The organism is Caldicellulosiruptor hydrothermalis 108 (genome assembly GCF_000166355.1).
In the GTDB taxonomy this organism is placed as follows: domain Bacteria; phylum Bacillota; class Thermoanaerobacteria; order Caldicellulosiruptorales; family Caldicellulosiruptoraceae; genus Caldicellulosiruptor; species Caldicellulosiruptor hydrothermalis.
Genome location: NC_014652.1, coordinates 1,170,263 through 1,195,056, shown reverse-complemented (window position 1 = coordinate 1,195,056; position 24,794 = coordinate 1,170,263). Strand labels below are relative to the sequence as shown.

Sequence of the window (24,794 nt, the reverse complement as noted above, 5' to 3'; positions counted from 1 at the left end):
AATAATGGACTGTTGCACACTTTCTAACTTCTCATGCTGTGAAAGCAGCTACATTGAAACTCCCTCTCAAACCTGTCCTATTTGCAAACACCAAGGAATACTCGTTAAGAATTTCACTGTAAAGCATATTGTTTTAAATGAGTATTTGCCTCAAATAGGAATTAATGACTATTTCTTATGCACAAACCCAGAGTGTGATGTAGGATATTACCAAGGCGAAAATGTCTTTTACAAGCAGCAGCTAAAGGTACCAATCTGGCTTAAAAAAGATGCAAATCCCAAGTATGTATGCTATTGTGGAAAGGTTACAGAAGAAGATATAATGGATGCGGTTTTGAAAAAAGGTGCAAAAACTCTCAGTGAAGCATGTAAAATCACAGGTGCAATGAAAGATTGCAAATGTGAGATAAACAATCCAACTGGAAAGTGCTGTGCAGATATTGTAAAAGAGGCATTTGAAAAGGCTATAATAATTAGAAAAGAAACCAAGGACTGCCTGAACTGATGCTATCGGCAGTCCTTTATTTCTGTCTTGAAAAAAGTAATTGCCTTGCCGCTTATATACACTCTTTGGTCATCTATTCTGAGTTTTAGCACCCCTCCTCTTTTTGAAGCCTGATAAGCCACAAGTTGTGTCTTTTGCAGCTTTTTGCTCCAGTACGGTGCTAAAGCAGCGTGGGCAGAGCCAGTCACAGGGTCTTCATTTACACCTACTTTTGGCGCAAAAAATCTTGAAACAAAGTCAAATTCAGGGCTTGAAGATTTGGCAGTCACAATTACTCCTCGCGTATCCACTTTCTTAAGTAATTCAAAATCTGGTTTGAGATCTCTTAATATTTCTTCACTTTCAGTTTCAACCAAGTAGTCCATTCTGTTTTTTCCCACGTACAAAAATGGAATATTCAATGCTTTAACAAGATTTTCTGGCGCACTTGCCGCTTTGGGCTCTTCCAAAGGAAAATCAAGTGTAATATACTCACCTTCTTTTTTTGCTTTGAGAATACCGCTTTTTGTGTGAAAAACAATCTCTTTTTCTTTTTCAACATAACCTTCTTCCCACAAAATATGAGCACTTGCCAAGGTTGCATGACCGCAAAGATCAACCTCTGTTTCAGGGGTAAACCATCTTAGTAAATAATAATCACCTTGACTTTGTAAAAAAGCAGTTTCAGACAAGTTCATCTCCATTGCAATATTTTGCATTACCTCTTCACTCAATGAATCTTCTAATATACAAACCCCCGCTGGGTTACCGTGAAATAACTTATCTGTAAATGCATCTACCTGATATAGCTTCATCTCAAAACTACCTTCCTTTAAGACAAATTTTGAGAATTATTATACCATACAGCACTATATTTGTAAGCCTTGCTTTTCATCTGATTCAAAAGGGTTGTAATAAGAATCTTAAGTAGTATAATATTCCTTGTAATCGATTTACTCAAATATTGAAAGGAAGGTTTTGACAAATGGCATATGAAAACTTCAAACTGGCAATATACTGCCCTGCTGGATTTTTAAAAAATGTAGAGTTTGAAACACTTGAAAAAGATTTAGAGTTTTTCAAAAGACACTTAGATATCTCAAAGGTATACCTTGAGACACACAGAGGTGCAGATACCGTCCCAAGAGAGAAGATGCTCAGAGTGAACTACCATCCACCTCAAGAGGTGGTGGCTTCGTGAGAAGTTTGATAGCATCTACGCTACCCTTATTCTCACAGGGTGGCTCACACACCCACTACTGGTTATCTGCTCTTTCGCAGACTCACCAGCTACCTTTGCAAGTATATTTATCGCCCCGTTTACATCCGCATTTACTACACACCCACACTTTCTGCATACATACAATCCCCTGTATCTTCTGCTACTTTTGCAAACTTGCCCACATCTGCTACATCTTTGTGATGTATAACTCTCATCCACTTCCATATATCTTATACCATAATACATGCACTTTGATTTTAGCTTCCTCTTGAACTTGTCATATGGTATTCCCACAAAATTTTGATTGTTTACAACCCCAAGGTCTATTTTATGCTTTATGCCTTTCATCTTGCCAACAACTACTGTACCTATTTGATTGTTCAAACAGTGCTTGATTATCAAACTTACAGCTTGATTCAAAAAGTTGTCAATTATATGCTGTCTTTTAAGAGAAATCTGAGCAAGTTTTCTGCCACATTTTATTCCCTGCTTGCTGTAGATTGACTGAAGTCTTGCTCTTTGTTTGTTGTACCATCGGTTGACTGATTTTATATACCTGCCTTCTATCAAAAAGGCAGTCCCGATGGTATCAACCACCGCTGCAAAATTGTCAAGCCCTAAGTCTACCCCTAAATATCTGCTCAAATCAAAAATACTCAGCTTATGCTCTTCTTCATACACATACTCAACCTCAAACCATCTGCCATTAAGCCTTGGTACTATCCTGACTTCCTTGAGCTTTTTGCCTGAAACAGTTTGTGGCAACTCAAAATACAAGTACCTTACACCAAACTCTTTTGCAAAACTCCTGCCAAGACTCAATCGTACTTTTTTGTCTTCTGTCTTGAACTGGTCCCTCGGAAAAACTATCTGATACATCCCATCTTTCGGCAGGTATTTTGGCATTGAAACTCTTTCATCTACCTTCCCATCTTTTTTGGCTTTCAAAAGACTTAGAAAAGATTTAAATGCTTCGTCCACTGAAATAAGTGTTTGCTGGGCAACCTGTGATGGCAAAAGTCTGTAGTTTTCGTTCTCTTTCACAAGATGATATACACTTTCATATCGCAGATATTCCTGAGTTTTAAAGTAGTGTTGCCTTATATGATACAAAGCATAGTTGTACAAGTTTTTTGAAAAGTGGCAAAGCTGACGTAGCAGTCTGTATGTTTGTTTATCACATCTTATATGATTTTTCTGTGTTTTGTACATTTTAATCACCTGAGGAATATTATATCATATTTTTAGCAATTCATCTCCATCTTGTAGAAGACGGAGCCTTCTTGTTTAATTTTTGATAAAAAACTTATTGATCCTTTAAAAGCTTCTGATCTTAAAGTCACTATGATATCAGAAAATGAAAATATCTATGAAATCAACTTAGAACCAACAAGTTTTAGAGTCTTGAAATTAGAAAACTAAATTTTTTTGAAACTCTTTTGAAAGGAGAGTGCTTGTAAAATGAGCAGTGTTTTTGAGAATGAAGTAATAAGTAAATGGTCAGCCATGGTTTTTTACAGTGGTTCAAAATCTTGATATTTTAAACAAAAGTAAGTTTTTTCTCAAACCCAAACCCTACAGGGATTGCAAGGAGGGCTTTATGCCCTTCTTTTTTCGTTTATTACAATATGTTTAATCACTGTTATTTACAACCATCAAAATCTAACATTTTCTCAAAATTATTGAGAGGATTTTAGTGATTTTTTAGGTTATTTTAAATGTATGAACCTAAAGTAATAGGAGGTAAACTCTTGAGAATAATTGTAACTGACTTTGGAGCAAAACCAGATGGTGTAAGTTTCAGTACAGAGGCAATACAAAAGGCAATTGACACTTGTTTCGAAAATGGTGGTGGAGTTGTAGTTATACCTGCTGGAATTTATTTGAGCCGCCCTATAAGGTTAAAATCTAATGTAACCCTATATTTAGAAGAAGGTGCTGTAATCAAAGCAACCAACAATATTGAAGATTTCTACCAAATTGGTTATTACCACAACGAATGGGGAGAGGTTACTTCCTTTTTATCTGCGATGAACGAAAAGAACATAGCAGTTGAGGGAAAAGGTACAATTGACCTTTCTGGAAGCAGTTTTATGGATTTTTCAAGAGCATTTAATCAGTTTGAAGAGCTATCTCAACTTGACAAAGAGCAGTTTGAAGAGACAGAATGTAAGCCAATTTACAGACCAAATCAGCCCATATTCTTCTATAACTGCGAAAATATTAGCCTGAGCGGTATTTCAATTATCGACTCACCTTGCTGGACAGTGTGCATCCACTCATCAAAATACATCAAGGCGCACAACATAAGGATTATAAACAATCTCAGAGTCCCAAACAGCGATGGTATACATCTTTGCTCATGCGAAAATGTAATAATCACAGATAGCTTCTTTACTTGCGGTGATGACTGTGTTGCTATATCTGGCATTACAAACTGGGACAAACCATGTGAAAATATAATTGTGTCAAACTGCATAATGCAAACACGCTCAGCAGCTGTGAGAATGGGACATTTAGATAGCAAAGTAAAGAATGTGGTTGCTTCTAATCTTATCATCCTTAATTCAAACAGAGGAATTGCAATATTTGCAAACGGCAAAAATGGGTATGTCAAATCAGTTACAATTTCAAATGTTATTATGACAACAAAAATATTTGCTGGTACATGGTGGGGAAAGGGTGAACCAATTGTAATTGCTTCCCCTGAAGAAGGTAATTTTATTGAAGATATCTCTATTTCCAATGTAAAAGCTTATTCGGAAAATGGGATTTTAATCTATGGCAAAGATAATAATATCCGAAATATTTCGCTTAAAAATATTGATATATACCTCAGCTTTGGCAAAAACAGGTCACTTTTTGGCAAAAGAATTGATATTCTCCCAAGTCAATGTCCACCTTTCCCTGATTACATGAATAAAATTCCATGGATTTTTGCAAAAGATGTTTTGAATCTTAAACTTCAAGATATAAACTATGGATACAATTTACAAAGCTTAAAAACTGATTTTGACATAGAGGGAATTTTTCAAAATGTAAATAACTCTTTCTTTTCTGGTATTAGAAAAGTAGCTACTTAAAGTCAAAAGTTTAAAATCCCAGTTATAACAAAATTTCAAGGCTGCCCGTTCACTCCAGAACATATGAAATGACCTCTTTCAAATGGCAGCCTTGAACTTTTATTTTTTTCATCTTCTAAATAAGTCGAATTTATCAAGTGTTATTACGTAAGGGTGGTTATAAACCTTTCTCAGATGTTCAAACGAATTTATCTTACCATCAGTCGTAAATCCACCCCACCAAGGCATAAACCAAAGCCAATAAGTCTTTGAACTTTGCAGTTTATCTGGGTCAGGAATTGGCCCGTTTTCTGTTAAAGCTATGGGTTTTTTAGTTTCTATCAGCTCATAGACATAATCATACCAAAATGAAAGAGGACCATAGTTTTGGGGTGGGGCATAAAAATCAACCCCTGCAACATCATAGTAGTCTTTTTCTATTCTCCAATCAGGATGTGGTGCATTCCAAACCCATATGAGATTGTTTAGCTTAAAGCAATTAGTATATACATCATACAAAAGATAGTAAAGCCTTTTGTAAGCTTCAGGCCCTTTTGCTCCCCACCAAAACCATCTGCCATCAGCTTCATGAAGAGGTCTGAAAATAACAGGCACATCTGCATCTGCCATGATTTTTAGCCACTTGCCAATTTCATATATATCCTCTATCAGCAGCTTGTTTTCTTTAGTATTAGGACAAAGAGCAGCCTCTATGTCAAAATCAGTGTTTTTGGTATAAAATGTTTTGTCACTACCTCCTGTTGGAGAAAACCAATGCAAGCAAAATGTCACAATTCCTCCAAACTCTTTGTGCCATTTAATTGCTTCTTCAACAGAACCCCGATTTAGCGTTACTTCAAATATTGCATCGTAGGTCATATTATCAGTAATGGTGTGTCTTGTATAGCTGAGAAAATCAAAGCCTCGAAGAGCTGGCTTTTTGCCTGTTTGATATTCTAAATATGCAATTTCTGGTCCTGCTGCTGTGTTTGTGTGCTGGCCTGCAATAATTGCCTTGCTATAAATCTTTGAAAAATATTCCATCAATTTTTTGCATTTATCAGAGGCATTTTTGTTTGAAAGATCAAATGAAGGAGCACTGTAATTTTGCAACTTATCCTCTTCAAGTTCAATTGCATATATGTGAGCTACTCCCCAGCCACCATAAATTTTGATTTTTTTCTGACCTTTTTCTAAGAAGGCTCTCCCAATCTTCATTTTTGAAACTTCACCCGATTCAGAATGCAATCTAATATCGCCATGACACAATCCCTCTATATCTACGAGATAGACAGCTTTTGTGTACTTTTCTATTTTATAATTCAAATATAGATTGTAATAACCACTTTTTTCTATTTCTATGCAAAACTCAATTTCAAATCTGTCTGATTCAGGCAAAGCACTATAAACATCTTCCCCGCTGATATGTTCTTTTACAATTTTTACTCCATTTAACATTGCTTCTTTTATATATTTGCTTATCTTCATAGCTACCCCATCATCCCTTCACAAAGACTTCTTTTAACAGTTTTTATCGTGATTTAGTCAGCAGTATACCAAATACATCCTAAATTAGCATGCAGAAATTTTAAAAAATCTCTTAATACTCTTTTTTAAAACATGTCACAAATCCTGTTTTTAAATTGTTTATAATATTAGAAAACGAAAAACAAGGGGGTTTTGAGTCGCTGGACTTCGAGCAGATTTACTCTAAATACTATCAAAAGGTGCTAAATTATCTGACATTTATGTTGAAAACTTCAAAAGAGGCGGAAGACATTGCACAGGAAGTTTTCTACAAGCTTATTAAAAATCCCCCTCGCGAGGATAATATTCAAGGATGGCTTATTACTGTTGCAAAAAATCTTGCAATAAACTACTTAAAATCGCAAAAAAGAACTACTTTCGGAGAAAAGTATCTGCTTCTTTCTAAAGCCCCAGAAGATGATATTGAAATACTTCAAGTCAAAATGACACTTGAAAAGCTTCCTGAGGAACAAAGAGACCTGCTAATTTTGAAATACTCTGGATATACATATGAAGAGATAGCAAAGATTATGAATATAAACCCGAATTCTGTTGGCACTATGATTGCAAGAGCTCAAAGGAAGTTCAGAAAAATATATGAAGAGGGGGAAGGAGAGTGATATTTGATGTGCTATAGCGAAGGAAAGCTCCAAGAGCTTATTGATGGGGTGCTTTCTAAAGAAGAAAGTTTGCAAATAAAAAAACATCTTCTTGTGTGCAGAAAGTGCAGAAAACTCTACAATGAACTGAAGGAGACAGATGAGTTTGTATCTATGAAAATGCAAAAAGTCCTCAATTTAAGCGCAAATAACAAAAAGGGAGGGTTATTGAGCATGCTTAATAAAAATAGAAAAGTTGTTCTTACAGCAGCTTTAGCACTTGTTTTTTTAGTCAGCATAATATTTACACCATTTGGAAAGGCTTTATCAGATGCTTTGAAAATTTTCAGAGCTTCATCCATAGAGCCAGTTGCAATTACTATTTCTGACCTTCAGGAAATTGAAAGCAAGCTGCAGCAGATTAATGCTAATTCTACAATTGATTTAAAACAATTTGGGAAAATTGATTTTAAAAGCTCAGAAAATAATAGCATATATGTGGAATCATTAAACTCAACTGAATTTGAATCTGCAAAGAACATTTTTAAAAAATACAATATAAATCCTGATGAAATAGCTTATCTTTGGCAAAAAGAAAATATCAAGAGTATGATGATAAATGAGAATCCAAATATAGAATTAAAATTCAAACTTGACATTGACAAAGTAAACCAGCTCTTAAAATCACTTGGCTCCAAAACCCTGCTACCTCAAGCACTTGACCAGAAAGAGTTTGTGCTTACCATAGAAGGTGCACTTAATTTAATGTTCTACCCTATAAAAAATTCTGAAGAGTCCAAAAAAGGTACTGTATATATGATACCTTCATTAGAAATAGGAATTGTAAAAGTTCCAAAGTTAACAACCCCAGTTGAATTAGATGAGGTTAAAATATATGAAACAATAGCAAACTTACCGTTTGTTCCAAACAATATAAGGTCTCAGCTTCTTTCAATCAAAGACCCTCTTTCAACACTCCCTGTACCTGTGAACAAAGATGAATACGATTATAAGAAAATTAGCATTGCAGGTAATAGCGGACTTATTGTCTACCATAAAAACAATCCTGATGATAGTGCTATTTTATGGGTGGACCACAATAATAGTGTAAAATATATTAAAGCAGAGTCTACCTCCGAGCAAAAGCTTCTTGAACTTGCAAATTTGCTAAAATAACTGAAAAATAAAAAAGGCAGGGATGGTACTTGATACTGAAAACAGAAAACCTTACAAAAGAATATTCGTCTAAAAACGGGTGCTTTAATATAAACCTTGAAATAGAAAAACCTATGGTGTTTGGGCTTTTAGGTCCAAATGGTGCTGGAAAAAGTACACTTGTAAAAACCCTTGTGGGGCTTTTGAGACCCACAAGGGGAAAGGCTTTTTTGCTTGGGAAACCTCTTGATGATATTGTTATTAAATCAAAAATAGGCTATCTTCCTGAAAATTTTAAATACCCTGACTGGATGACAGCTTATGAGGTTATGGAATTTCACTGCCAGCTTTTAAGAATGAAAAACTACAAAAATGAGATTTATTCTCTGCTTGAAAAGGTAGGTATAATTGAACACAAAGACAAAAAGATAAGGTGGTTTAGCAAAGGGATGCAGCAGAGGCTTGGACTTGCAGTGAGTATGCTAAACAGACCTGAGATAATATTCTTAGATGAGCCAACCTCTGCACTTGACCCAATTGGCAGAATTGATGTGAGAAATATAATAATTGAATTAAAAAACCAAGGAACAACAGTGTTTCTAAACTCACACCTTTTGTCTGAGGTCGAAAAGGTTTGCGACATGGTTGCTATAATCAACAAAGGGTATATCGTTGCGATGGGGACAATTGATGAGCTCACAAGAAAAGCCTTAAAGGTAACTTTTGTGCTGGATAAAGTAGATAGCAAATTATTTGAAATTATGAGTTTGAAAAATATAAATGTCTTGACTCATTCGCAAAATACCTTAGAGGTAGAACTTTCTTCGCATGAAGACATACCCATCCTTGTTGAGGAATTTGTGAAAAGTGGTTATAAGATATACGAAGTTAAAAAATCCCAAGAGCTTGAAAATGTGTTCTTGCAGGTTATAGGAGAGGGGTTTTTCTGATGGCGGCAATAATAAGATACTCTTTTAAAGAATTTGTGAGAAAGAAAATATTTTTGATTACAATTTTGATGTCAGCAGCCTTTTTGTTTTTGTACAGTTGGGGGTTAAAAGAAATAGCAGAAAATCTAAAACAGCAAAGTACTATGATGACATTTGCAATGCAGCAGGTTACTGTATTTTCATCGCTTGGGTTTTACTTTTCACACCTGATGGTTGCTTTTTTGGTTGTGTTCGCAACATCAGGAATAATTTCGTCTGAGATTGAAAATTACAATGTCCACACAATCATTGTTCGTCCAATTGCACGTTGGAAATATGTGCTTGCGAGGTACTTAGGTGCCTTGATTTTTATAACTTTATATTCAACTGCAATATTCTTTAGCATCTACACTATCAACAAGACTTTAGGATTTTCAATTGATCACACGATATCACAAGTAGTTTTGGGATGGCTTTTGTTTGAATTAATTGCGATTGTCCTTTTGACAGTCACAATATTCTTTAGCACATCGTTTTCAACTCTTGCAACGGGAATACTTGTTGTACTTCTGTTTGGATTTGCAATGATAGGAGGTTTTTTGGAACAGATTGGCTATGCAATAGCAGATTTTTCAAAGGCATCAACAACACTTCAGACAATTGGTATTGTATCAAGCTTGATCTTGCCAACTGACAATATTTATCGTGAGATGGCAAATATTCTTTTTAAATCCAATTTGATTGACTTTTCGACCATTGACCCATTTGCGGGAATATCAAAAAATAGTATATACATGAGAATATATTGGTTTTTCTATGTATTTGCTTTAATGTATTTAACCATCAAAAGGTTTGACAAAAAGGACTTGACATAACAAAAAGGGCTGAGCTTTTTTCTCTTGCAAGCCAGCCCTTTTGACATCAATCAAGCTGCCCTTTTAATATCTCAACCGGCATTACCCTTGCTATTTTCTGCCTTGCTAAAAACCTTGAAATTAGAAAGACTAAAAGAAGGATTACAAATGTAGACAATACACTCTGCACGCTCAAATCAAGGCTCATTGCAAAATCTATATCTTTTGTCACTGTGCTCATAAGCCCATCCATTGTAATTTTAGATAGTGGAATTCCTGCAACAAATCCTATAAAAAACGAAATGTAGTTAAAACCGAGAATCATCTTAAAAATACTTCTTTCACTGTGCCCCAGCATTTTTAAAATTCCTATATTTTTCTTGTTTTCATTTAAAGTCAAAGTAGACAGAACATACACAATCAAAAGAGCAAGGATAGCAGCAATTAGCGCCATCACACCTATAGTCTTTGATAAGTCGCCAGCAGATGCCTTTATTGTATTTACAAGCTCAGATTTTGTGTAACTTTCAAAAATTAAGCTCTGTGGAATTTCCAACTTTTCTTTTGAGAATATCCCAATATACCCTCCACTGCTATATCCAAAAAGCTTATTAAAACTTTCAAGTTCCATGTACCCATTGTTCCCAACAGGAAGGTTGGCAACTTTTTTCACTTTTAAAGTATATTCTTTGCCTGTAAATTTGTTTTTTAGTTTAATCTTATCTCCTTCGCCAATACCAAGTTTGCTTGCAAGAGGTTTGGTTATGATAAGTTCACTTGACACAGAGATTTCTTTTCCTTTTTCATCATACAGTTTTATCATATCTGAGTTACTTTTAATACCGTAAACTGTAATACTCAGTTTTGTCCCTTCAATGTCAAAAGACAAAATATTGTACGGCTCAGATGTAGCTTTTAACTTAATCTCAGGATGGGCAGAAGAAGAATTCAAAGAATAAAGATAATTGTACTTAAAATTTTTCTCATATGTTCTTTCTATTGCAGTTATGATCGAATCTTTTGCAGTCATACCATACATCATAAGGATTGTTGAAAAGATTATCCCAACTGCCAAAATTAGTTCCCTGCCAATATGACGCCAGCCATATTTTAGCATAATCCTTGTTCCAAACTCAAATCTGTCAAAAAACTTTATTGAAGGAAGCTTGCCAAATTTTATTTCATCAACGCCGCGAAGCATCTGAACAATTGTGAGCTTGAAAAAGTTCTTGATTGCAAGGTAACCTGAAAGAAATATAAATATGGCTGGGAGAAGCATCGCAACAAATACATGCTGCCATGGCAAAATTGACTTTATCTTTGGTAATGTAAAATATGACCTGTAAAACTGTGCAAAAGGAGATGCTTCAATAACCCCAAGTACAACACCGAAGATGGAACCAAAAAGCCAAATATAAAGTGGAAACCTCATGAAGACTTTTAGTACATCTTTTTGTGTATATCCCATTGAATAGATTGTACCAATTTCAGCATGCATAGTATTTATTACCCTTCGCATGACAATAAAGAGTATAAAAGATGATACAAGAATTATAAAAAGACTGAGTGGCAGAGTTATATTCTTTGCATTTTTAACTTTTATCTCTGTATACATTATTCGCGGATTCTGGTCTCTTTGTACAAATTTCAAAAGCCCCCAGTTGCTATTTAAAAACTCTTTAAACTTGTCAATGTTTTCAACTTTACCTTTGAAACAATAATAATGAACAGGAAAAATGTTGAAAAGTCTTCTCATCTCATCTTCATTCATAAGAGCAAAACCAAAATGCTCCGGGTCAGGAAGTAAGTCTTGGTCATTTTTAATGATGTAAATATAATCTGGAAGATAAGCAATGCCTGAAACCTTGAAATTTTCTCTACCTATAGTCAGCACTGACCCTATTTTGAGGTTATGTTTTTTGTAAAAAGCAGGGTCTATAAGTATTTCATCTTTTGATGGCATTCTGCCTTTTTCGATATATGGTTTGTTTATTTCTTTTGGCACTGAAAAAACTCTTAGGGTAAAATGGTCATGTTGGACATCAGTAAATAGCCTTTGTTCTACATTAATTTTAAATTTTTCTTGTAGAAGTTTTATATCAACCTCTTTTGCAGTAATAAAATTCCCATCTTCCTGATTGTATTTGTTTTTGAACATTTCATAGTTATAATCTATATCTTGCATTGACGCAGCAAAAAGTGTATATGTCATTGTGGCAATAGCAACAAGCAGCATTATAGAAAAGAACTGTAAAAACTCTCTCTTGATTACTCGCAGGGGAATTTTTTTGATGACCATCACCATGTCACCTCTTGAGCAGAAATCTTTTGAGGATTTTTCGAAAATTCTACAAGTCTACCTGACCTCAGCCTCAACGTAGCATCTGCCATTTTAGAAATTGCAAGATTGTGTGTAATTATTAAAATGGTTGTACCAAACTTTTTATTTACATCTTCTAAAAGTTTTAACACAAGTTTGCTGCTGTCATAGTCAAGTGCACCTGTTGGCTCATCGCACAAAATCAATGCAGGGTTTTTGACAACTGCTCTTGCAATTGCCACCCTTTGCTGCTGTCCGCCAGACAGTTCAAACGGAAATTTGTCCTTTTCAGAATAGACATCCATCATTTTTAATACCATATCAACATCCAACGGATTTTTGCTAAGATGTGCACTTGAGAGCACATTTTCATATACCGTAAGACCATTTATGAGGTTAAAAAACTGAAATACAAACCCCACATAGTCGCGCCTGTACTCAGAAAGCCTTTTTTGGTCCATTGCAGTTATCTCTTTGCTATCTACAAAAACTCTGCCTTCATCTGCCCTGTCAAGCCCGCCAATGATGTTAAAAAGCGTGGTTTTACCTGACCCAGATGGACCTATCACAGTGTAGATTTTTCCTTTTTCGAGCTCAAAACTTACTCTATCGAGCGCCTTGATTGTACTTTGGCCCATCCTGTAGACCTTTGAAAGATTCTCAACCTTCACAAACACTTAGATTCATCTCCCTTATTTTTTATATTACTACTATATATTATGACTCATCGGTCATATGACTGTCAAGTCATATTTATATTTTTACTTTTTTCCAATTCCTTCTTTTAATAGGGTCCAAAACTGCGACATAGCCTTTTTGAAGTATTCTATATCAATCTCAAGTGTAGTTGACATATTTTGTAAAGCTTGTTCTATTATAAATTTTTTCATATAGAAGCCTGCACCTTCTAAAAATATAGCAATTACGGTTGCATCAATATCGTCTCTTATAATCCCTTTTTCTTGGTTGTATTTTATAACTTCTATCAAAAAGTCTCTTGACTGTTTTAAAAATCTCTCATTTACTTCATCTTTAAAAGGGGCGTCATGTAAAAAAAACGCTCTTTCTATAAGCATGTATTCGTATTTTAGTTCTTTCATTGCAAGCCATATACTTTTTAACGAGTTCTCATAATAATCAAAAATGTTTATATGTACCATATCAAGCTTTTCAAGAAGTTTCAAAAATCTCTGATAAGAGACCTCTATTGCGTAAAAGTACATGTCTTTCTTGTTTTCAAAATACTGATACATGCTCCCCTTTGCAACATTGCATTCTTTTGCAACATCAGATATATCAACCTCATGATAAGGTTTTTGTGAAAAGTGCTTTATTAATGTATCTGTTATAAGGTTTCTTTTCTCTTCTGGAAGGTTTAAAAATGTTTGCTTAGGCATAAAACCTCACCTCAAGATTATTATGACTTATCGGTCATGTGATGTAAAGAAAATTTTATTTTGATTGAGCTCTATGATGTAACATAGCAAAAATAACAAGAAGTAAGTTAGCTATATAAAACAAATGGAGCTGCCAATTCATCTGCTTGGACAGCTCCAACAACCTTGTCATTGTTATTAGTTTCTTTATCTTTTGCACTCTTCTCGAACTATATTTTCATTCTTCAACTTTTCTAAAACTTCATTTGGATTTACACCAAATCTTTCCAACGAAGCAAGTATCCCCAAACAAACTGTCACATGGCAAAATATTTTCTCAGCAAGTTTTTTTCCTTTTTCAATTGTGGAAAACTCTAAATAGCTGTTTAGCTCATTTTCTACATCTTCTTTTGTAGCGCTGAACATCTCTCTTAGCTCATCAAATGACCTTGCTGTTGGTACAAGCTTGATAGAAGATTTTTTTGAAAGTTTTGGAAAATGAAATTTCAGATACAAAAGTAAACTTACTACTCCCCCTACGAACCCCATAAAAAACAAAAAAACATTTGCCAAACTATCACACTCCTTCGAAATTTTATTATACCATAGATATTCATGTTGTTGTTTTGAATTTTACTTCAACTTTTTTCAAGAAACATTTAAACTTACATTTTATTAAACCCACCTCCTTTCTTTTGTGCTATTTTCAATTTTCGCAGGAATTTTAATATACTCCGATAGGAACTGTACTACGCCCGTTTAAGACAAACCTGTCATGCTGCCAAATTGACTTGAACAAGAAAGGCAGATCATAGAACTTTCTCTGAAGATGAGGCTTTTGCTTGTAGTGGTACAGGTAAAACGGTTTTTTCGAACCCTCAACATACTGTATCAGCCACTCGTCGCAAATTGTTCTAATTCTCACAACCGTTTGTGTAACTTCATACACTCTAAAGCCATACTCATGAGCCAGTCTTGTTGCTTCTTCAAACAACCAGTTCTGGCTCAAAAAATCACATCCTTTCTTCAATGCTTATTTTAAAGCCTTAAAGCTATTTGCCGCACTTTTTGCCTTCTTTTTTTATTCCCTCCTTCCCAGCCAATTTTGTTTAGTAGCAAGCAGCTAATTTTTTATTATATTCAAAACGCTTTTCTAAAAAAGTTCAAATTTTATGCGAAGTTAAAAAAATAAAAACCACAGACTTTTCAAGCCTGTGGCCTTGCGCTATATAAATTCCATTTTTAAATATTTCATTCATATATTGTTATTTTTGCTTTTTTCTTTAATGAATTTATATATTCCTTTCTGAAGTTTTCAATTACCAAATTCTTAGACTTGAGCCTGAACTCTTCAAATTTTGCGTTAAGCAGTTTTTGAATTGAAAGCATATTTCTTGTTTGTTCAATAGCTTTTCTGTCATACTCCTCTCTTGTTATTCCCCATCCTTTGATGAGCTTCTCAATTACATCATTTGCAAACTTTACACTTTCCACATAACCTGAAATTTTTCCACTCATTACGTCTTGCATTGTCTTCTTTGTTTTTTCATAGTAGTCTTTTGCTTCTTTTTCGGATACAAAATATCCCTCTTTTTTAGCAGCCTGAAGCAAAAGGAGATTTTCTATCATGCTGTTTAAAACATCTTTTTTTGTCTTTTGCACAGGTGGCTTTAGAAAGCTTGCCTTGTATTTTTTTAAAAGCTTTTGATAAGATTCTTTTTGAGATAAATAGCTTGCCTCTTCTAACGCATACGCAATCTCTAAATCCTTTTTATAAATCTTTTCACCATTTACAACTGCTACAACTCTATTGTCTTTTGACTGCTGTATATTTTTTATCTTCTTGCCACACTCTATCCAAATATCTGCTGAGAAGACTGTAGAAAATGCCATTAGATTTATTATTACCATTATTATCAAAGAAAAACATTTTCTAATCTTCTTCTCTTTCAACCTTCTTCACTTCTTTAATTTACTATCTTTTTTCATTGTACCAGATACAAGTTATTTAATCAATACTTTGAAAATATTTATACTATCTTAGAAAACGTCTCAAATACAACGCTATATTTCACAAGAACAAGTTTGAACTGAAGGACAAAGCAAGTAATATTCCTTTTTAACCCTCTCAAGCAATTCCAAAATCTTCTTTTCTATCTCATCCCTGATTTTTCTAAACTCTTCAATAGGTTTTCCTGCAGGGTCACTCAACCCTTTGAAAATTTCATCAAGCTTCATATCTTTCAATCTGCCTTTGTATGAGTATATTTGAATTTAATCATATAGTATCAAGATTGTCTTAAATTTGTCAATCAAATTTTGAATTTATATAGAAGAAAACTTTTCAAAAGACATTAGCTTGTTCTAAAATAAATGTAGAGACAAAGGATATCGTTGATTCAAACTTTCTATTACAAAAGATTTAATTTCGGCACAAAGGAGATATACCAGCGATGAATGAGAAAATAAAGCTCTACAGACTGTGTTTTGAAAACCTAAAAGTTTATCGAAACCTTATTCATGATAGCGTTCTTGAAAAGCTGTACAATCTTATCTGCTACATTGACGATGGAAGTCAGGATTTTGCAAGAATTGTAAATCTTTATAGCACAGTTTATTACAATCTTTTAGAAGCTGGGAAAGGCTGTAGTTTAAAGGAATACATTATTGAGAAAATTCTCTTTAGCGAAAATACTTTTACAAAATTAGCAGCAAAAAGTGTTAACAATATAGCAATAAATGAGAGTCTTAAAAAAGCTACAGCTTATGATTTAGACTGCCTTGAGTTTATATCAAATTTTTCTGCAAAAGAGATAAAAGATTATTTAAAAGAATCTGCTACCTTGCCAAACTTTTTAGCTGAAAGTTTTTTAGAGCTCAAAGGCACAAATACCATGTTGCACAACACCATTGATAACTCTACAAAAACCATCATTGAAAAATTTTTGAATATAACTCCCTGGAGCAGTTTAATTGAGGAGCTTGTAGAATTCCACAGGCAAAATGGCTTTGGAATCTTTGCAAAATACAAAGGTTTTTCATGGGATGGCGAGAAGCTAATTGGCATTGAGAACTTAGACCCAATAAGATTAGATAGCCTTGTAAATATTGACAGGCAGAAAAAGATTGTTGTTGAAAACACTTTAGCGTTTTTAAATGGTCAAAGAGTCAACAACATCCTGCTTTATGGCAGCAGAGGAACTGGAAAGTCATCAACTGTAAAAGCAATTTTGAACGAGTTTTCTCACAAGGGTTTGAGAGTTGTTGAAGTGTTTAAAGACCAGCTTTACACTTTTCCGAGGCTAATTAGAATCTTAAGAGATGTCCCGCTTAAATTCATAATCTTTGTAGATGATTTGTCTTTTGAAGACATTGAGGAAAATTATACCAAACTAAAAGCCATTTTAGAAGGGTCTTTAGAGGCAATGCCTCAAAATGTTGTTATATATGCAACCTCAAACAGAAGACACTTCGTAAAAGAAAGGTTTAGCGACAGAAATGGTCTTTCTGATGATGAAGTGCACTTTAACGACACTTTAGAAGAAAAACTTTCTCTTGCTGACAGGTTTGGAATAGTGGTCACATACCCATCCCCAACCCAGCAGGAATACCTTGCAATTGTTGATGAAATTGCAAAGAAAAAGGGAATTGAAATTACAGAAAAGCTTCACAGGCTTGCTCTGCAGTGGGAGATGAACTACAACGGCCGCTCAGCAAGAACAGCTAAGCAGTTTGTTGACTGGTATGAGACGCAGGTTAAAATGAAAAAGGGCTAAGGCAGCAAAAATGCTTTAGCCCTTTTTTGTTTTGTACTTTTTTGTTTTGTATAACATTTATATTTACCTTATTAGCCTTTTTATCTCATTCAAAATTAACTTTTCTCGTTTATTTATAAATCTTTCAAAGTTCTCTTTAATCTCCGAAGGTGTCAGATTATTAGTAGTGTTTTTTAACAATAAATACATTTCTTCATCTATGAAATGGTCCTTTAATATCTCTTTTACCTTGTGCTCTGCTTCTTGTTCTGATAGGCCTTTTGATTTTTGAATTTCAATCATCTTTCTTATGTAATCACCTGGACTGTGACGAGATATGCTTCTGTTAGTATTTTCAAAAATCAATGTCCTGTTCATAATTGAGTCAACATCAACCTCCACACCTTTGGCTTTCAAAAAGCTCACTGGAAAAATATGATGGTCATCAAGCTGGTTAAATGCAATGTTCTCAGGATAATAAAAATCCTTTGCTCCGTTTTTAAATAAAAGATTGAAAATTCCGATATATTTTGAACTTCCCTTTCTCCTTACCTCTTTCAAAGTATATACATTACTCTCTAATTGATTTCTTAACTTTTCCACAACCTCAGGTATTAAGTTATTATTGTTAAACCAAGCACATACTTCTTTGAAGTCTTTTGCCATAGCGGTTTCGGTAGAACCTGAATATCGTTCTGAAAAGACTGCACTCCAGTACCATTTTTCAATTTTATCTGTGTCAGGATGATCAAATTTTAAGAAGAATGCAATCATCATTGTAACAATAGGATAATATGGCAACCACTTTTCAAAATCTACTATTCCAAAGTTATTTACCTGGAGCAAATACGGCAATACCTTATTTTCTGCAATATCAACCACTCTGGTCCAACTCTGGTCTGAAAGAATGTTATTATCTATCCTAAGCATTTCTCGTGAACTGATGTTTTTGTCGGCCGCTAATGCAAGAGCTTGAATAAATGAATATGGAACTGTAGTGTTATCTATTCTTCCTGCAAGTTTTTTAATATTAACACTATTTTCAAATACTTCTTCCCACTTTTCTCGAAGTCTTATGAACTTGTAAAATCTTGCTACAAGAAGATCATAAATGGAAAGTTTTACACCACTTCTATTGATTTTTTCAAACAGTGCAGCAATTTCATCAGGTTTGTCATTATATGATAGACCAAGCGATAGAGTAAAAATGTTATATTTTATCATGTTATCAATATAAGCAAATATTTTATTCGCTTCCTTGTCTTCAAATAATAATTTATACTCTCCAAACCATAATTTATAGAACTCAGGAATATCTTTAAACACTGTCAATGGCAATATTTTCTTCTCTTTTAAAACTTCAAGATTATAGTCTCCGTTTTCATCAATAATCTCCTTGAACTCTCTCCATTTTTTTGACCAGCTGAATACCGCGTCCTCAATGTTATCTTCAGCAAGTTTTTCTAAATCAATAAAAAATGCATAGGGATTTTCAGAATTGCGTAGAGGAATATCAGGACTATATATAGCGTAAAACAAAGATGTAAGTCTTTGTTGTCCATCCAAAATTAATATCTTAGGTTGTTCACAAATTTGGGGATTCACCTTTTCTGCTCCTTCCACAAAAATCACCTTAAAAGGAACACTTTGTGGATTCGTTTCTAAAATCAAAAAAGTTCCTATAAACATACCCTGAAGAAGTGATTTTATAAGCTCTTCAATGTCATATCTTGTCCAAACAAAATTTCTTTGAAAATCGGGGAGCATACATTCACCATTATAAGCCTTTCTAACTAAGTCCAATAAGTTCATTTGGCCTTGCTGGAGATTCATCAATTACTCCACCCCCTCATCAGCCACTCTTTTCTTTGTTCATTATCCAAAACCTTTTTGCAGCTTTCCCAGTCGACTTTTTCGACATGTTCCTTATATTTTATATCAAATGGATGTTCGGAATTTAGTATCTCAACCGTTTTGACTATCTCCATCCACTCATCCTTTATAATCTCTGGAAGTGATCCAATCATATCATAGGTGAGTTTTATTCTGCCAGACAGAACCGCATGAATTCTATCTTCAATAGAATCTTTGTATCTTAAGTTATACACATAAACCTTATCAAATTGCTGACCTATTCTTCTTATTCTTCCCTGGCGCTGCTCTAACCTGATTGGATTCCATGGAAGGTCAACGTTTATAAGAGCACCAAGCGTTTGCAAGTTCAAACCTTCTGCAGCGGCATCTGTTCCAATCATAAGTTTAATTTTACCGTCTAACACAAGCTCTTTTATCTCATCCCGTTCTACCTTTGAATAAACTCCATTCTTGATTATGCCAGATTTATCACCACCCGCATAAATTGCTATGTTCTTGTCTGGCATAGCTGAAGACAACTTTTGTGCAATGGTCCATGCTGTGTCAAAGTACTCAGAAAAGATTATGCAGCCTCTTTCAAGCCACCCCATGTCGTTTAAGATATGCAAAATTTTGTTTAGCTTTGGGTCATTGTCTTTGTTATATTCAAGAAGATCTATTATTTCTTCCAAACAGAAAAGCTCGTCCCTGCCTGTGATACTAATTCTATCAGGCATTTCATCGTCTTCATCCTCTTCAGAAAAGTCGTCTTTAACAATTGCTCTCTTTTCATAAATTGCTTTTGCAGTGTTCAAGCCTGCTTGCATAGAAGAGCCCATCCTTCGCAAAAGTAGTGTCTTATAAAACCCTTTCGCGCCTGTTTTCTGCCTCAGTAAATTTGTAAATTCTTCAGCATACTCATAAGCTTTTTTGAGTGGTGCAGAAAGTACAAGACCTTCATCATCACCTTCACCAAAAAGGACAACATCAATCTTCTTAAGATATGGCTCACCTGTTTCTGGATCAACTGTATTTTCAAGTGTACTTCTTTTTCTCTTGACAATATGCCTGATAAAAGGATTATACTTTTCCATGAAGTTTTCTTCTATAAGCTCATCTACGATATCCTGCTGGGATGGCAAAAGTGCATCATAATCATCATATGAAACATACTCATCATCACCCATACCAAGTGATCTTCTGAGTTTCCCAATTGTAAATGGATTTTCACTTGAGGGAGGCAGAGGATTTCTTATCCAGCTCCAGTAATAAGCCTTACTTGAAATTTCTTTTTCTCCCCTCACATAATCAATTCCTTCTAAAGGTCTTAGTTGCCACAGGCTAAACGCATCGCCTAAAACCTTTTGTGAGCCCTGTGCAAGTATATACAGAAGGTCCCAACCCTCAATGGGATGTAGCTGAATTGGAGTTGCAGTTGCTAAAATCATTGTCTTTGTCTTTTGCGAAAGCTCAAGTAAAAACTTCATAAGGTTGTTAGGCTCTGGCTTTTCACCAGGCTTATTTAAATTTTGGCGCCTTGCCCTGTGTGCCTCATCAACAATTACACATTCATACTCAAGGTCCAAAAGAGGCTTTACAATATCCGAATTAGAGGTAATCAAGCCTTGGGAAATTATTCCTATTCGTCTTGGACACTGTAAGATTGGGGGTATGCCATTTGCCTGTGGCCTGTACTCTTGCCCTGTTTCAACTATCCATCTTTTCCCATCCCACACAGCAGAAGGTATATCAAACATTGTTTTGAGCTCATCCTGCCACTGCCATAAAAGTGTCTTTGGAACAATTATCAAAACAGGTTTGTTTCCATAGAGCGCAGTTAGCTGAGCAATCATACCAAGCTGGGCAGTTTTACCAAGTCCAACCTCATCTGCAAGAATGTATCTTGCTCCATCTTTGCAGTGCTCTTCAAACACCATTTTTACAAAATACTTTTGGTGATTCCAAAGCCCAAAACCTTCCCGGTAAACAGGTGCTTCTATCACAGGAGATGCAGGATCAGGCTCTTTTTTCCACTCCTCAATGCTAACTATATTTCTTTCTGCCAATCTTCCTATATTTTCAATTATCAAATCACAAAGCTCACAAGCATAAGGATTATTCCAGAAAAAGTCAAACTCATTTTGCACCCATTCCACGCTCTCAATACTGTCATCTGCCCAAAGTATCTCGTAGTTGCCTTTCCAGGCAGGTAGGGTTTCATTGACACTTCCAACAAATGCAATCTTTCTACCATCTGATAGAGTTATGACACCGGCTTTGCCATGTACAAGTCCATACACATCATTTGGTACAACTCTTACCTGAAGTTTACCGCTTTTCAGAAGTTCATAGAGTTTTTTAAACCTCTCTGGAAACTGTTCAGCCTTAAGCTCAGGTTTTGATTTGAACCATTCCCTGACAAGCTTTTGTTTTGCAAGTTTTGCCACCAAAACGTCCTTGCTCTCAACCTCAGAGTTGCAAACAACCCTTGCAACTCCTTCTATACTCTCAATTGCTTCACCTGCTATCTCTAAGATAGATGAGCTAAAGTACCCAGCAAGTCTATCATAGCTTTTAGCATTTTTCAGGTGTTTGTTTAAAAATCCCTCTGCAAGGTCAGTAAGACGTGACGAATATCTTTCAAGCATATTTTACAAAAAGGCAATACCCTGCATCCTTTTTTGCAGGATACTGCCTTTTTTGCACCTCCTTCTCGCTTTAAATTTTACAGTCTATCGTTTGCCACACGCTCAGCAAGATATGAAGCTATTTTTGAGTCGTTTTGCCAGTGTTCCATGCCATCAATTTTCTCAAGCCTTGCAAGGTATCTGAATATTATCTCTATCTTGCTTTTGTTGTTCCAGTACTTTGTGCCAAGTTTGGTCTTTAACATCTCATGTGAAAGTGCAACCGCCTCGGCAGTGTCATTTATTTCCTGGTCTTTTTTTATTGCGCTATTTATCGCTAAAAGACACAAGCGCAAGATTGTTGTACTAAACGCATGTTTGGTATCAAGAAGTTCCTGCCCAAGCTCACTTGCTGTCCTCAGTCTTGCCGAATTTGATTTTTTGACTGCAAAAAGTTCATCATAATCAGCAACACCAAGACTCCTTGCAGCATCTTGATATGCACCTATTCTTTTTTCGCCCCTTGTTTCAAATTCGATGCCCCTTATATAAAACTTCTCATAGCTTTCCATCTTGCGCCAAATTTCATAAATGGTATCTTGATCAAACCCAAGGTATTTCAAACCTTCTGGTACTATGTAGCTGCTTGCATATTCGCGCATGGAATCCAAAAACTCTTTAATCTTTTGATTTGTAGCTTTAAGATTGCAGGATGTCAAAACACGCAGTGCTGCATAGTAGCCTGACAACTCCAAATCTGTTGGACTAAAATTAGGCTCTGCTTCATCTTTGTCAAGCTCATACATGAGCTTTATCTGTCTTTCTACCTCTTCTTTGCCAAAAGGATACAGCTCTTCAATAAATACAGGCTCAAGTTGAGTTCTATCAATCTTCTTTAAAACAACACACACAGTTGACTGGACAAAATTGCCCTCTGACATATTGTCCTCTGTCTCTGTTGCAATGCTCCATGCATTGACAGACAAAAGCCCTGAGTTAAGCAAAATCTCTGTAAGGTCTGCAAAAACTTGGGAGTCTTGGTGTGTAAACATGAGGACAAAATAGCCATTTTCAGGCATATTAGAAACTATGTTTTTAAGAATCTCTGTAAAAGCTGCTTTAAACAGTTCGCGGTCGCCCCGAACTGCCAATGCCCTTTTGCTGTCTGTATACCAATCTGGAAAAACTTCTTTCAAAAACTTCTTATCCCATGCTAAGAAGAACTCTGATAGCTCATGGTAGTTTATTGCATCGGCATATGGGGGGTCTGTTATCCAAATGTGGCAGGATTGATTTATATCGCGGGCGTCTGAAAGAAAAACATCAACCATATTATGATTATTTAATTGCAAAAAAGATGATATTTCTATTAAGATCATTTCTTTCAAAGAATGTAGAGGTCTAGTAGCATATAAGTAGAAACTATTTAAAGCTTGATTGTAAAAAGTTTGCCGACCGTTTTCAACGTATTTATTTTCCCAATGGGATAATTTTGAATTCCAATTACAGCACCTATTAACCCCTAGTAGCCCCACAATTTTCTCCTCTTTTGTCCTTGCCTCTTTATCAATCAGCTCCATCAAAAGTCCATGTAAAAGTAACTGTCGTGGATTAAAAAGCTGATGCCAATATGCCCAACCGCGTGTTCGTACAGGTTCGTTTGTTTTTTCTCCTTCTTCAATCATATCGCTTGGAATATATCCTTTTTGCTGCCACTCATCGAATCTTTCTTTCAAAAGATCTATAACTTTCTTTTCCCTTTCCAAATCCTCATCATCTGGAGCTTTGTAATATCTGTGCCCTTTTTCATCCTCATATCTTATGCAATACAATCTTTCTTGAAAAACATCATCTTCTCTTGGTATAAATTCATGTTTTTCCCAGCGCCTTAGCCCCCAAATTGTTTTGCCACTCTCATCAACCTTATCTCCCCTAATTGACGAAATACTTGTTTCCATTTTACAATGTGGACAAATTAGATAACCATCCTTTACAGTTCCGTTTTTAGCTGCTTGTTCGAGCTCTGATTGGCTGACATTCATTTTGATTTCTATATCAAATCCTTTTTTAACCGGGTTTTCGTGCAACACTGCAATAGTTTTAGAATTTTTGCCAATTACCAAAGAAGGTAGTAGAGGTACTTTGAAACCACATTCAGGACAAATTGTCTCAACGCAGTATAAATATGCATTTGCTCTATGCCCTTTTGAGTTGTGCTCAATCTGCCACTGAGTTACAATCTTGTCTGCCTGCTCAAATATTCTTTTTTGAAAATCTTTTAGCTTTTCAATCGCATCTTCGGGCAGGCTCAAAAGATTCAAAGCTGCCCACGTAAGAAGCATTGCAATTGGATTTAGGTCTGACGCAAAAACACCAAACCCAAGCCTTGCTGCTTCAAATGGAATACTCCCTCCACCGCAAAAACAATCTCCAACTGTTGGAATCTGTCCAAATCTTTTTTTGCCAAGCTCTTCAATAAGAGATGAATACGAATATGCATTTGTTCCGAGATGTTCATTTATCTCATCCCAAGCACTCTTGGGTAGATTTTCTATTTCTTCAGGTCGCTTGCAATATTTTAGCTTTTGTTCATACGGCATCCTTTTAAATATTTTTTCTTGAATTTCTTCCCTTTCAGCTTTTTTTAAATTTTTTTTGTAACTTATCTTTCCATCATCTGTAACATCGAAATATCTTGTCTTTTCCTCCTCTGTTGCAAATTCAAAAAGATCTCTTGCTGATATGATGCTTTTTCTTCTCAGCTTTAAGCCTTCTTCGTCCATAGCCATAAGCTTGAGAAAAATCTTCATATCTTTTTTTGGATCGTCTGTTGCAGGCAAAAGAAGTCCCAAAAGTAGTGCACGCACAAGCACAAGAGGTTTTCTGCCCCACCATTTGCCAAGTCCTGTTAATGTCTGTCCTGCACCTGCTTTTCGCTCTTTAAATGCCTCCTTTGAAAGTTTTGAAACTGGGAATTGAACCTCTATAAAAGATTTCTCCATCTTCTTCCATCTCCTTTTAGGTCAAGAA

General features: G+C 35.2%; 21 protein-coding genes. 8 read left to right on the top strand and 13 right to left on the bottom strand.

Features of this window, described 5'->3' with window-relative positions:
- The first annotated feature begins 4 nt into the window (after window positions 1-4).
- On the top strand, window positions 5-505 hold the full coding sequence (locus CALHY_RS05905) for a copper chaperone Copz family protein (protein ID WP_013403070.1): 501 nt from the start codon (window positions 5-7) through the stop codon (window positions 503-505).
- A 2-nt stretch (window positions 506-507) separates the two neighbouring features.
- Here the strand turns inward: CALHY_RS05905 and CALHY_RS05900 are convergent, their stop codons facing one another.
- Window positions 508-1,299, bottom strand: coding sequence for a PhzF family phenazine biosynthesis protein (locus CALHY_RS05900; protein WP_013403069.1), 792 nt, complete (start codon window positions 1,297-1,299; stop codon window positions 508-510).
- Between the two features lie 170 nt (window positions 1,300-1,469).
- Here CALHY_RS05900 and CALHY_RS05895 point away from each other — a divergent pair, with 170 nt between their 5' ends.
- Entirely contained in the window at window positions 1,470-1,685 is a 216-nt protein-coding gene (locus tag CALHY_RS05895; protein ID WP_013403068.1) for a hypothetical protein, read from the top strand.
- Window positions 1,686-1,700: 15 nt separating this feature from the next.
- Here CALHY_RS05895 and CALHY_RS05890 read toward each other — a convergent pair whose 3' ends face one another.
- Window positions 1,701-2,918 carry an RNA-guided endonuclease InsQ/TnpB family protein gene (locus tag CALHY_RS05890; RefSeq protein WP_013403067.1) on the bottom strand — a complete coding sequence of 406 codons (1,218 nt, stop codon included), beginning with the start codon at window positions 2,916-2,918 and terminating at the stop codon, window positions 1,701-1,703.
- Window positions 2,919-3,457: 539 nt separating this feature from the next.
- On the opposite strand from CALHY_RS05890, the gene CALHY_RS05885 reads away from it, so the two are divergent.
- Complete coding sequence (locus CALHY_RS05885) at window positions 3,458-4,789, top strand: glycoside hydrolase family 28 protein (protein ID WP_238524588.1); 1,332 nt, start codon at window positions 3,458-3,460, stop codon at window positions 4,787-4,789.
- A gap of 108 nt (window positions 4,790-4,897) precedes the next feature.
- Here the strand turns inward: CALHY_RS05885 and CALHY_RS05880 are convergent, their stop codons facing one another.
- Window positions 4,898-6,256, bottom strand: a complete 1,359-nt coding sequence (locus tag CALHY_RS05880; protein WP_013403065.1) for a glycosyl hydrolase — start codon at window positions 6,254-6,256, stop codon at window positions 4,898-4,900.
- Window positions 6,257-6,411: 155 nt separating this feature from the next.
- On the opposite strand from CALHY_RS05880, the gene CALHY_RS05875 reads away from it, so the two are divergent.
- The 4 genes from CALHY_RS05875 to CALHY_RS05860 are packed head-to-tail and all read left to right on the top strand — an operon-like array spanning window position 6,412 to window position 9,853.
- Window positions 6,412-6,915 carry a sigma-70 family RNA polymerase sigma factor gene (locus CALHY_RS05875; protein WP_013403064.1) on the top strand — a complete coding sequence of 168 codons (504 nt, stop codon included), beginning with the start codon at window positions 6,412-6,414 and terminating at the stop codon, window positions 6,913-6,915.
- A 6-nt stretch (window positions 6,916-6,921) separates the two neighbouring features.
- Window positions 6,922-8,070, top strand: a complete 1,149-nt coding sequence (locus tag CALHY_RS05870) for an anti-sigma factor family protein (protein WP_013403063.1) — start codon at window positions 6,922-6,924, stop codon at window positions 8,068-8,070.
- 29 nt (window positions 8,071-8,099) lie between these two features.
- On the top strand, window positions 8,100-8,999 hold the full coding sequence (locus CALHY_RS05865; protein ID WP_013403062.1) for an ABC transporter ATP-binding protein: 900 nt from the start codon (window positions 8,100-8,102) through the stop codon (window positions 8,997-8,999).
- The gene (locus CALHY_RS05860; RefSeq protein WP_013403061.1) at window positions 8,999-9,853 is read left to right on the top strand and encodes an ABC transporter permease; all 855 of its coding nucleotides are present in this window, start codon (window positions 8,999-9,001) and stop codon (window positions 9,851-9,853) included. Before CALHY_RS05865 ends, CALHY_RS05860 begins: the two co-directional genes overlap by 1 nt.
- A gap of 46 nt (window positions 9,854-9,899) precedes the next feature.
- On the opposite strand, the gene CALHY_RS05855 is transcribed toward CALHY_RS05860, so the two are convergent.
- From CALHY_RS05855 to CALHY_RS13670, 7 genes are all read right to left on the bottom strand, one after another.
- Complete coding sequence (locus CALHY_RS05855; protein ID WP_013403060.1) at window positions 9,900-12,131, bottom strand: ABC transporter permease; 2,232 nt, start codon at window positions 12,129-12,131, stop codon at window positions 9,900-9,902.
- A complete protein-coding gene (locus CALHY_RS05850) occupies window positions 12,131-12,829 on the bottom strand; it encodes an ABC transporter ATP-binding protein (protein WP_013403059.1) in 699 nt (232 codons plus the stop codon). The genes CALHY_RS05855 and CALHY_RS05850 overlap by 1 nt, the downstream gene beginning before the upstream one ends.
- 84 nt (window positions 12,830-12,913) lie before the next feature.
- Complete coding sequence (locus tag CALHY_RS05845; RefSeq protein ID WP_013403058.1) at window positions 12,914-13,549, bottom strand: TetR/AcrR family transcriptional regulator; 636 nt, start codon at window positions 13,547-13,549, stop codon at window positions 12,914-12,916.
- Window positions 13,550-13,735: 186 nt separating this feature from the next.
- Window positions 13,736-14,101, bottom strand: a complete 366-nt coding sequence (locus CALHY_RS05840) for a hypothetical protein (protein ID WP_013403057.1) — start codon at window positions 14,099-14,101, stop codon at window positions 13,736-13,738.
- Window positions 14,102-14,252: 151 nt separating this feature from the next.
- A complete protein-coding gene (locus CALHY_RS05835; RefSeq protein ID WP_013403056.1) occupies window positions 14,253-14,537 on the bottom strand; it encodes a hypothetical protein in 285 nt (94 codons plus the stop codon).
- Window positions 14,538-14,779: 242 nt separating this feature from the next.
- Window positions 14,780-15,481: a SurA N-terminal domain-containing protein gene (locus CALHY_RS05830; protein ID WP_013403055.1), complete on the bottom strand. Its 702-nt coding sequence runs from the start codon at window positions 15,479-15,481 to the stop codon at window positions 14,780-14,782.
- A 111-nt stretch (window positions 15,482-15,592) separates the two neighbouring features.
- On the bottom strand, window positions 15,593-15,766 hold the full coding sequence (locus CALHY_RS13670) for a low molecular weight phosphatase family protein (RefSeq protein WP_158304230.1): 174 nt from the start codon (window positions 15,764-15,766) through the stop codon (window positions 15,593-15,595).
- 215 nt (window positions 15,767-15,981) lie between these two features.
- On the opposite strand from CALHY_RS13670, the gene CALHY_RS05825 reads away from it, so the two are divergent.
- Window positions 15,982-17,304 (top strand): ATP-binding protein, encoded by a 1,323-nt coding sequence (locus tag CALHY_RS05825; RefSeq protein WP_013403054.1) that lies wholly within the window; start codon window positions 15,982-15,984, stop codon window positions 17,302-17,304.
- A gap of 63 nt (window positions 17,305-17,367) precedes the next feature.
- Here CALHY_RS05825 and CALHY_RS05820 read toward each other — a convergent pair whose 3' ends face one another.
- The 3 genes from CALHY_RS05820 to CALHY_RS05810 all read right to left on the bottom strand — a co-directional run bounded on the left by CALHY_RS05820 (window position 17,368) and on the right by CALHY_RS05810 (window position 24,766).
- Entirely contained in the window at window positions 17,368-19,116 is a 1,749-nt protein-coding gene (locus CALHY_RS05820) for a DUF262 domain-containing protein (RefSeq protein ID WP_013403053.1), read from the bottom strand.
- Complete coding sequence (locus CALHY_RS05815) at window positions 19,116-21,785, bottom strand: phospholipase D-like domain-containing anti-phage protein (RefSeq protein ID WP_013403052.1); 2,670 nt, start codon at window positions 21,783-21,785, stop codon at window positions 19,116-19,118. The genes CALHY_RS05820 and CALHY_RS05815 overlap by 1 nt, the downstream gene beginning before the upstream one ends.
- 77 nt (window positions 21,786-21,862) lie before the next feature.
- The gene (locus CALHY_RS05810; RefSeq protein ID WP_013403051.1) at window positions 21,863-24,766 is read right to left on the bottom strand and encodes an anti-phage-associated DUF1156 domain-containing protein; all 2,904 of its coding nucleotides are present in this window, start codon (window positions 24,764-24,766) and stop codon (window positions 21,863-21,865) included.
- Window positions 24,767-24,794 lie beyond the last annotated feature (28 nt).

What these genes read in the sequence shown, in the direction of transcription:
- CALHY_RS05905 (WP_013403070.1), top strand. Translation starts at nt 5, where the DNA reads ATGGACTGTTGCACACTTTCTAACTTCTCATGCTGTGAAAGCAGCTAC.
- CALHY_RS05900 (WP_013403069.1), bottom strand. Translation starts at nt 1,299, where the DNA reads ATGAAGCTATATCAGGTAGATGCATTTACAGATAAGTTATTTCACGGT.
- CALHY_RS05895 (WP_013403068.1), top strand. Translation starts at nt 1,470, where the DNA reads ATGGCATATGAAAACTTCAAACTGGCAATATACTGCCCTGCTGGATTT.
- CALHY_RS05890 (WP_013403067.1), bottom strand. Translation starts at nt 2,918, where the DNA reads ATGTACAAAACACAGAAAAATCATATAAGATGTGATAAACAAACATAC.
- CALHY_RS05880 (WP_013403065.1), bottom strand. Translation starts at nt 6,256, where the DNA reads ATGAAGATAAGCAAATATATAAAAGAAGCAATGTTAAATGGAGTAAAA.
- CALHY_RS05870 (WP_013403063.1), top strand. Translation starts at nt 6,922, where the DNA reads ATGTGCTATAGCGAAGGAAAGCTCCAAGAGCTTATTGATGGGGTGCTT.
- CALHY_RS05860 (WP_013403061.1), top strand. Translation starts at nt 8,999, where the DNA reads ATGGCGGCAATAATAAGATACTCTTTTAAAGAATTTGTGAGAAAGAAA.
- CALHY_RS05855 (WP_013403060.1), bottom strand. Translation starts at nt 12,131, where the DNA reads ATGGTCATCAAAAAAATTCCCCTGCGAGTAATCAAGAGAGAGTTTTTA.
- CALHY_RS05845 (WP_013403058.1), bottom strand. Translation starts at nt 13,549, where the DNA reads ATGCCTAAGCAAACATTTTTAAACCTTCCAGAAGAGAAAAGAAACCTT.
- CALHY_RS13670 (WP_158304230.1), bottom strand. Translation starts at nt 15,766, where the DNA reads ATGAAGCTTGATGAAATTTTCAAAGGGTTGAGTGACCCTGCAGGAAAA.
- CALHY_RS05825 (WP_013403054.1), top strand. Translation starts at nt 15,982, where the DNA reads ATGAATGAGAAAATAAAGCTCTACAGACTGTGTTTTGAAAACCTAAAA.
- CALHY_RS05820 (WP_013403053.1), bottom strand. Translation starts at nt 19,116, where the DNA reads ATGAATCTCCAGCAAGGCCAAATGAACTTATTGGACTTAGTTAGAAAG.
- CALHY_RS05815 (WP_013403052.1), bottom strand. Translation starts at nt 21,785, where the DNA reads ATGCTTGAAAGATATTCGTCACGTCTTACTGACCTTGCAGAGGGATTT.
- CALHY_RS05810 (WP_013403051.1), bottom strand. Translation starts at nt 24,766, where the DNA reads ATGGAGAAATCTTTTATAGAGGTTCAATTCCCAGTTTCAAAACTTTCA.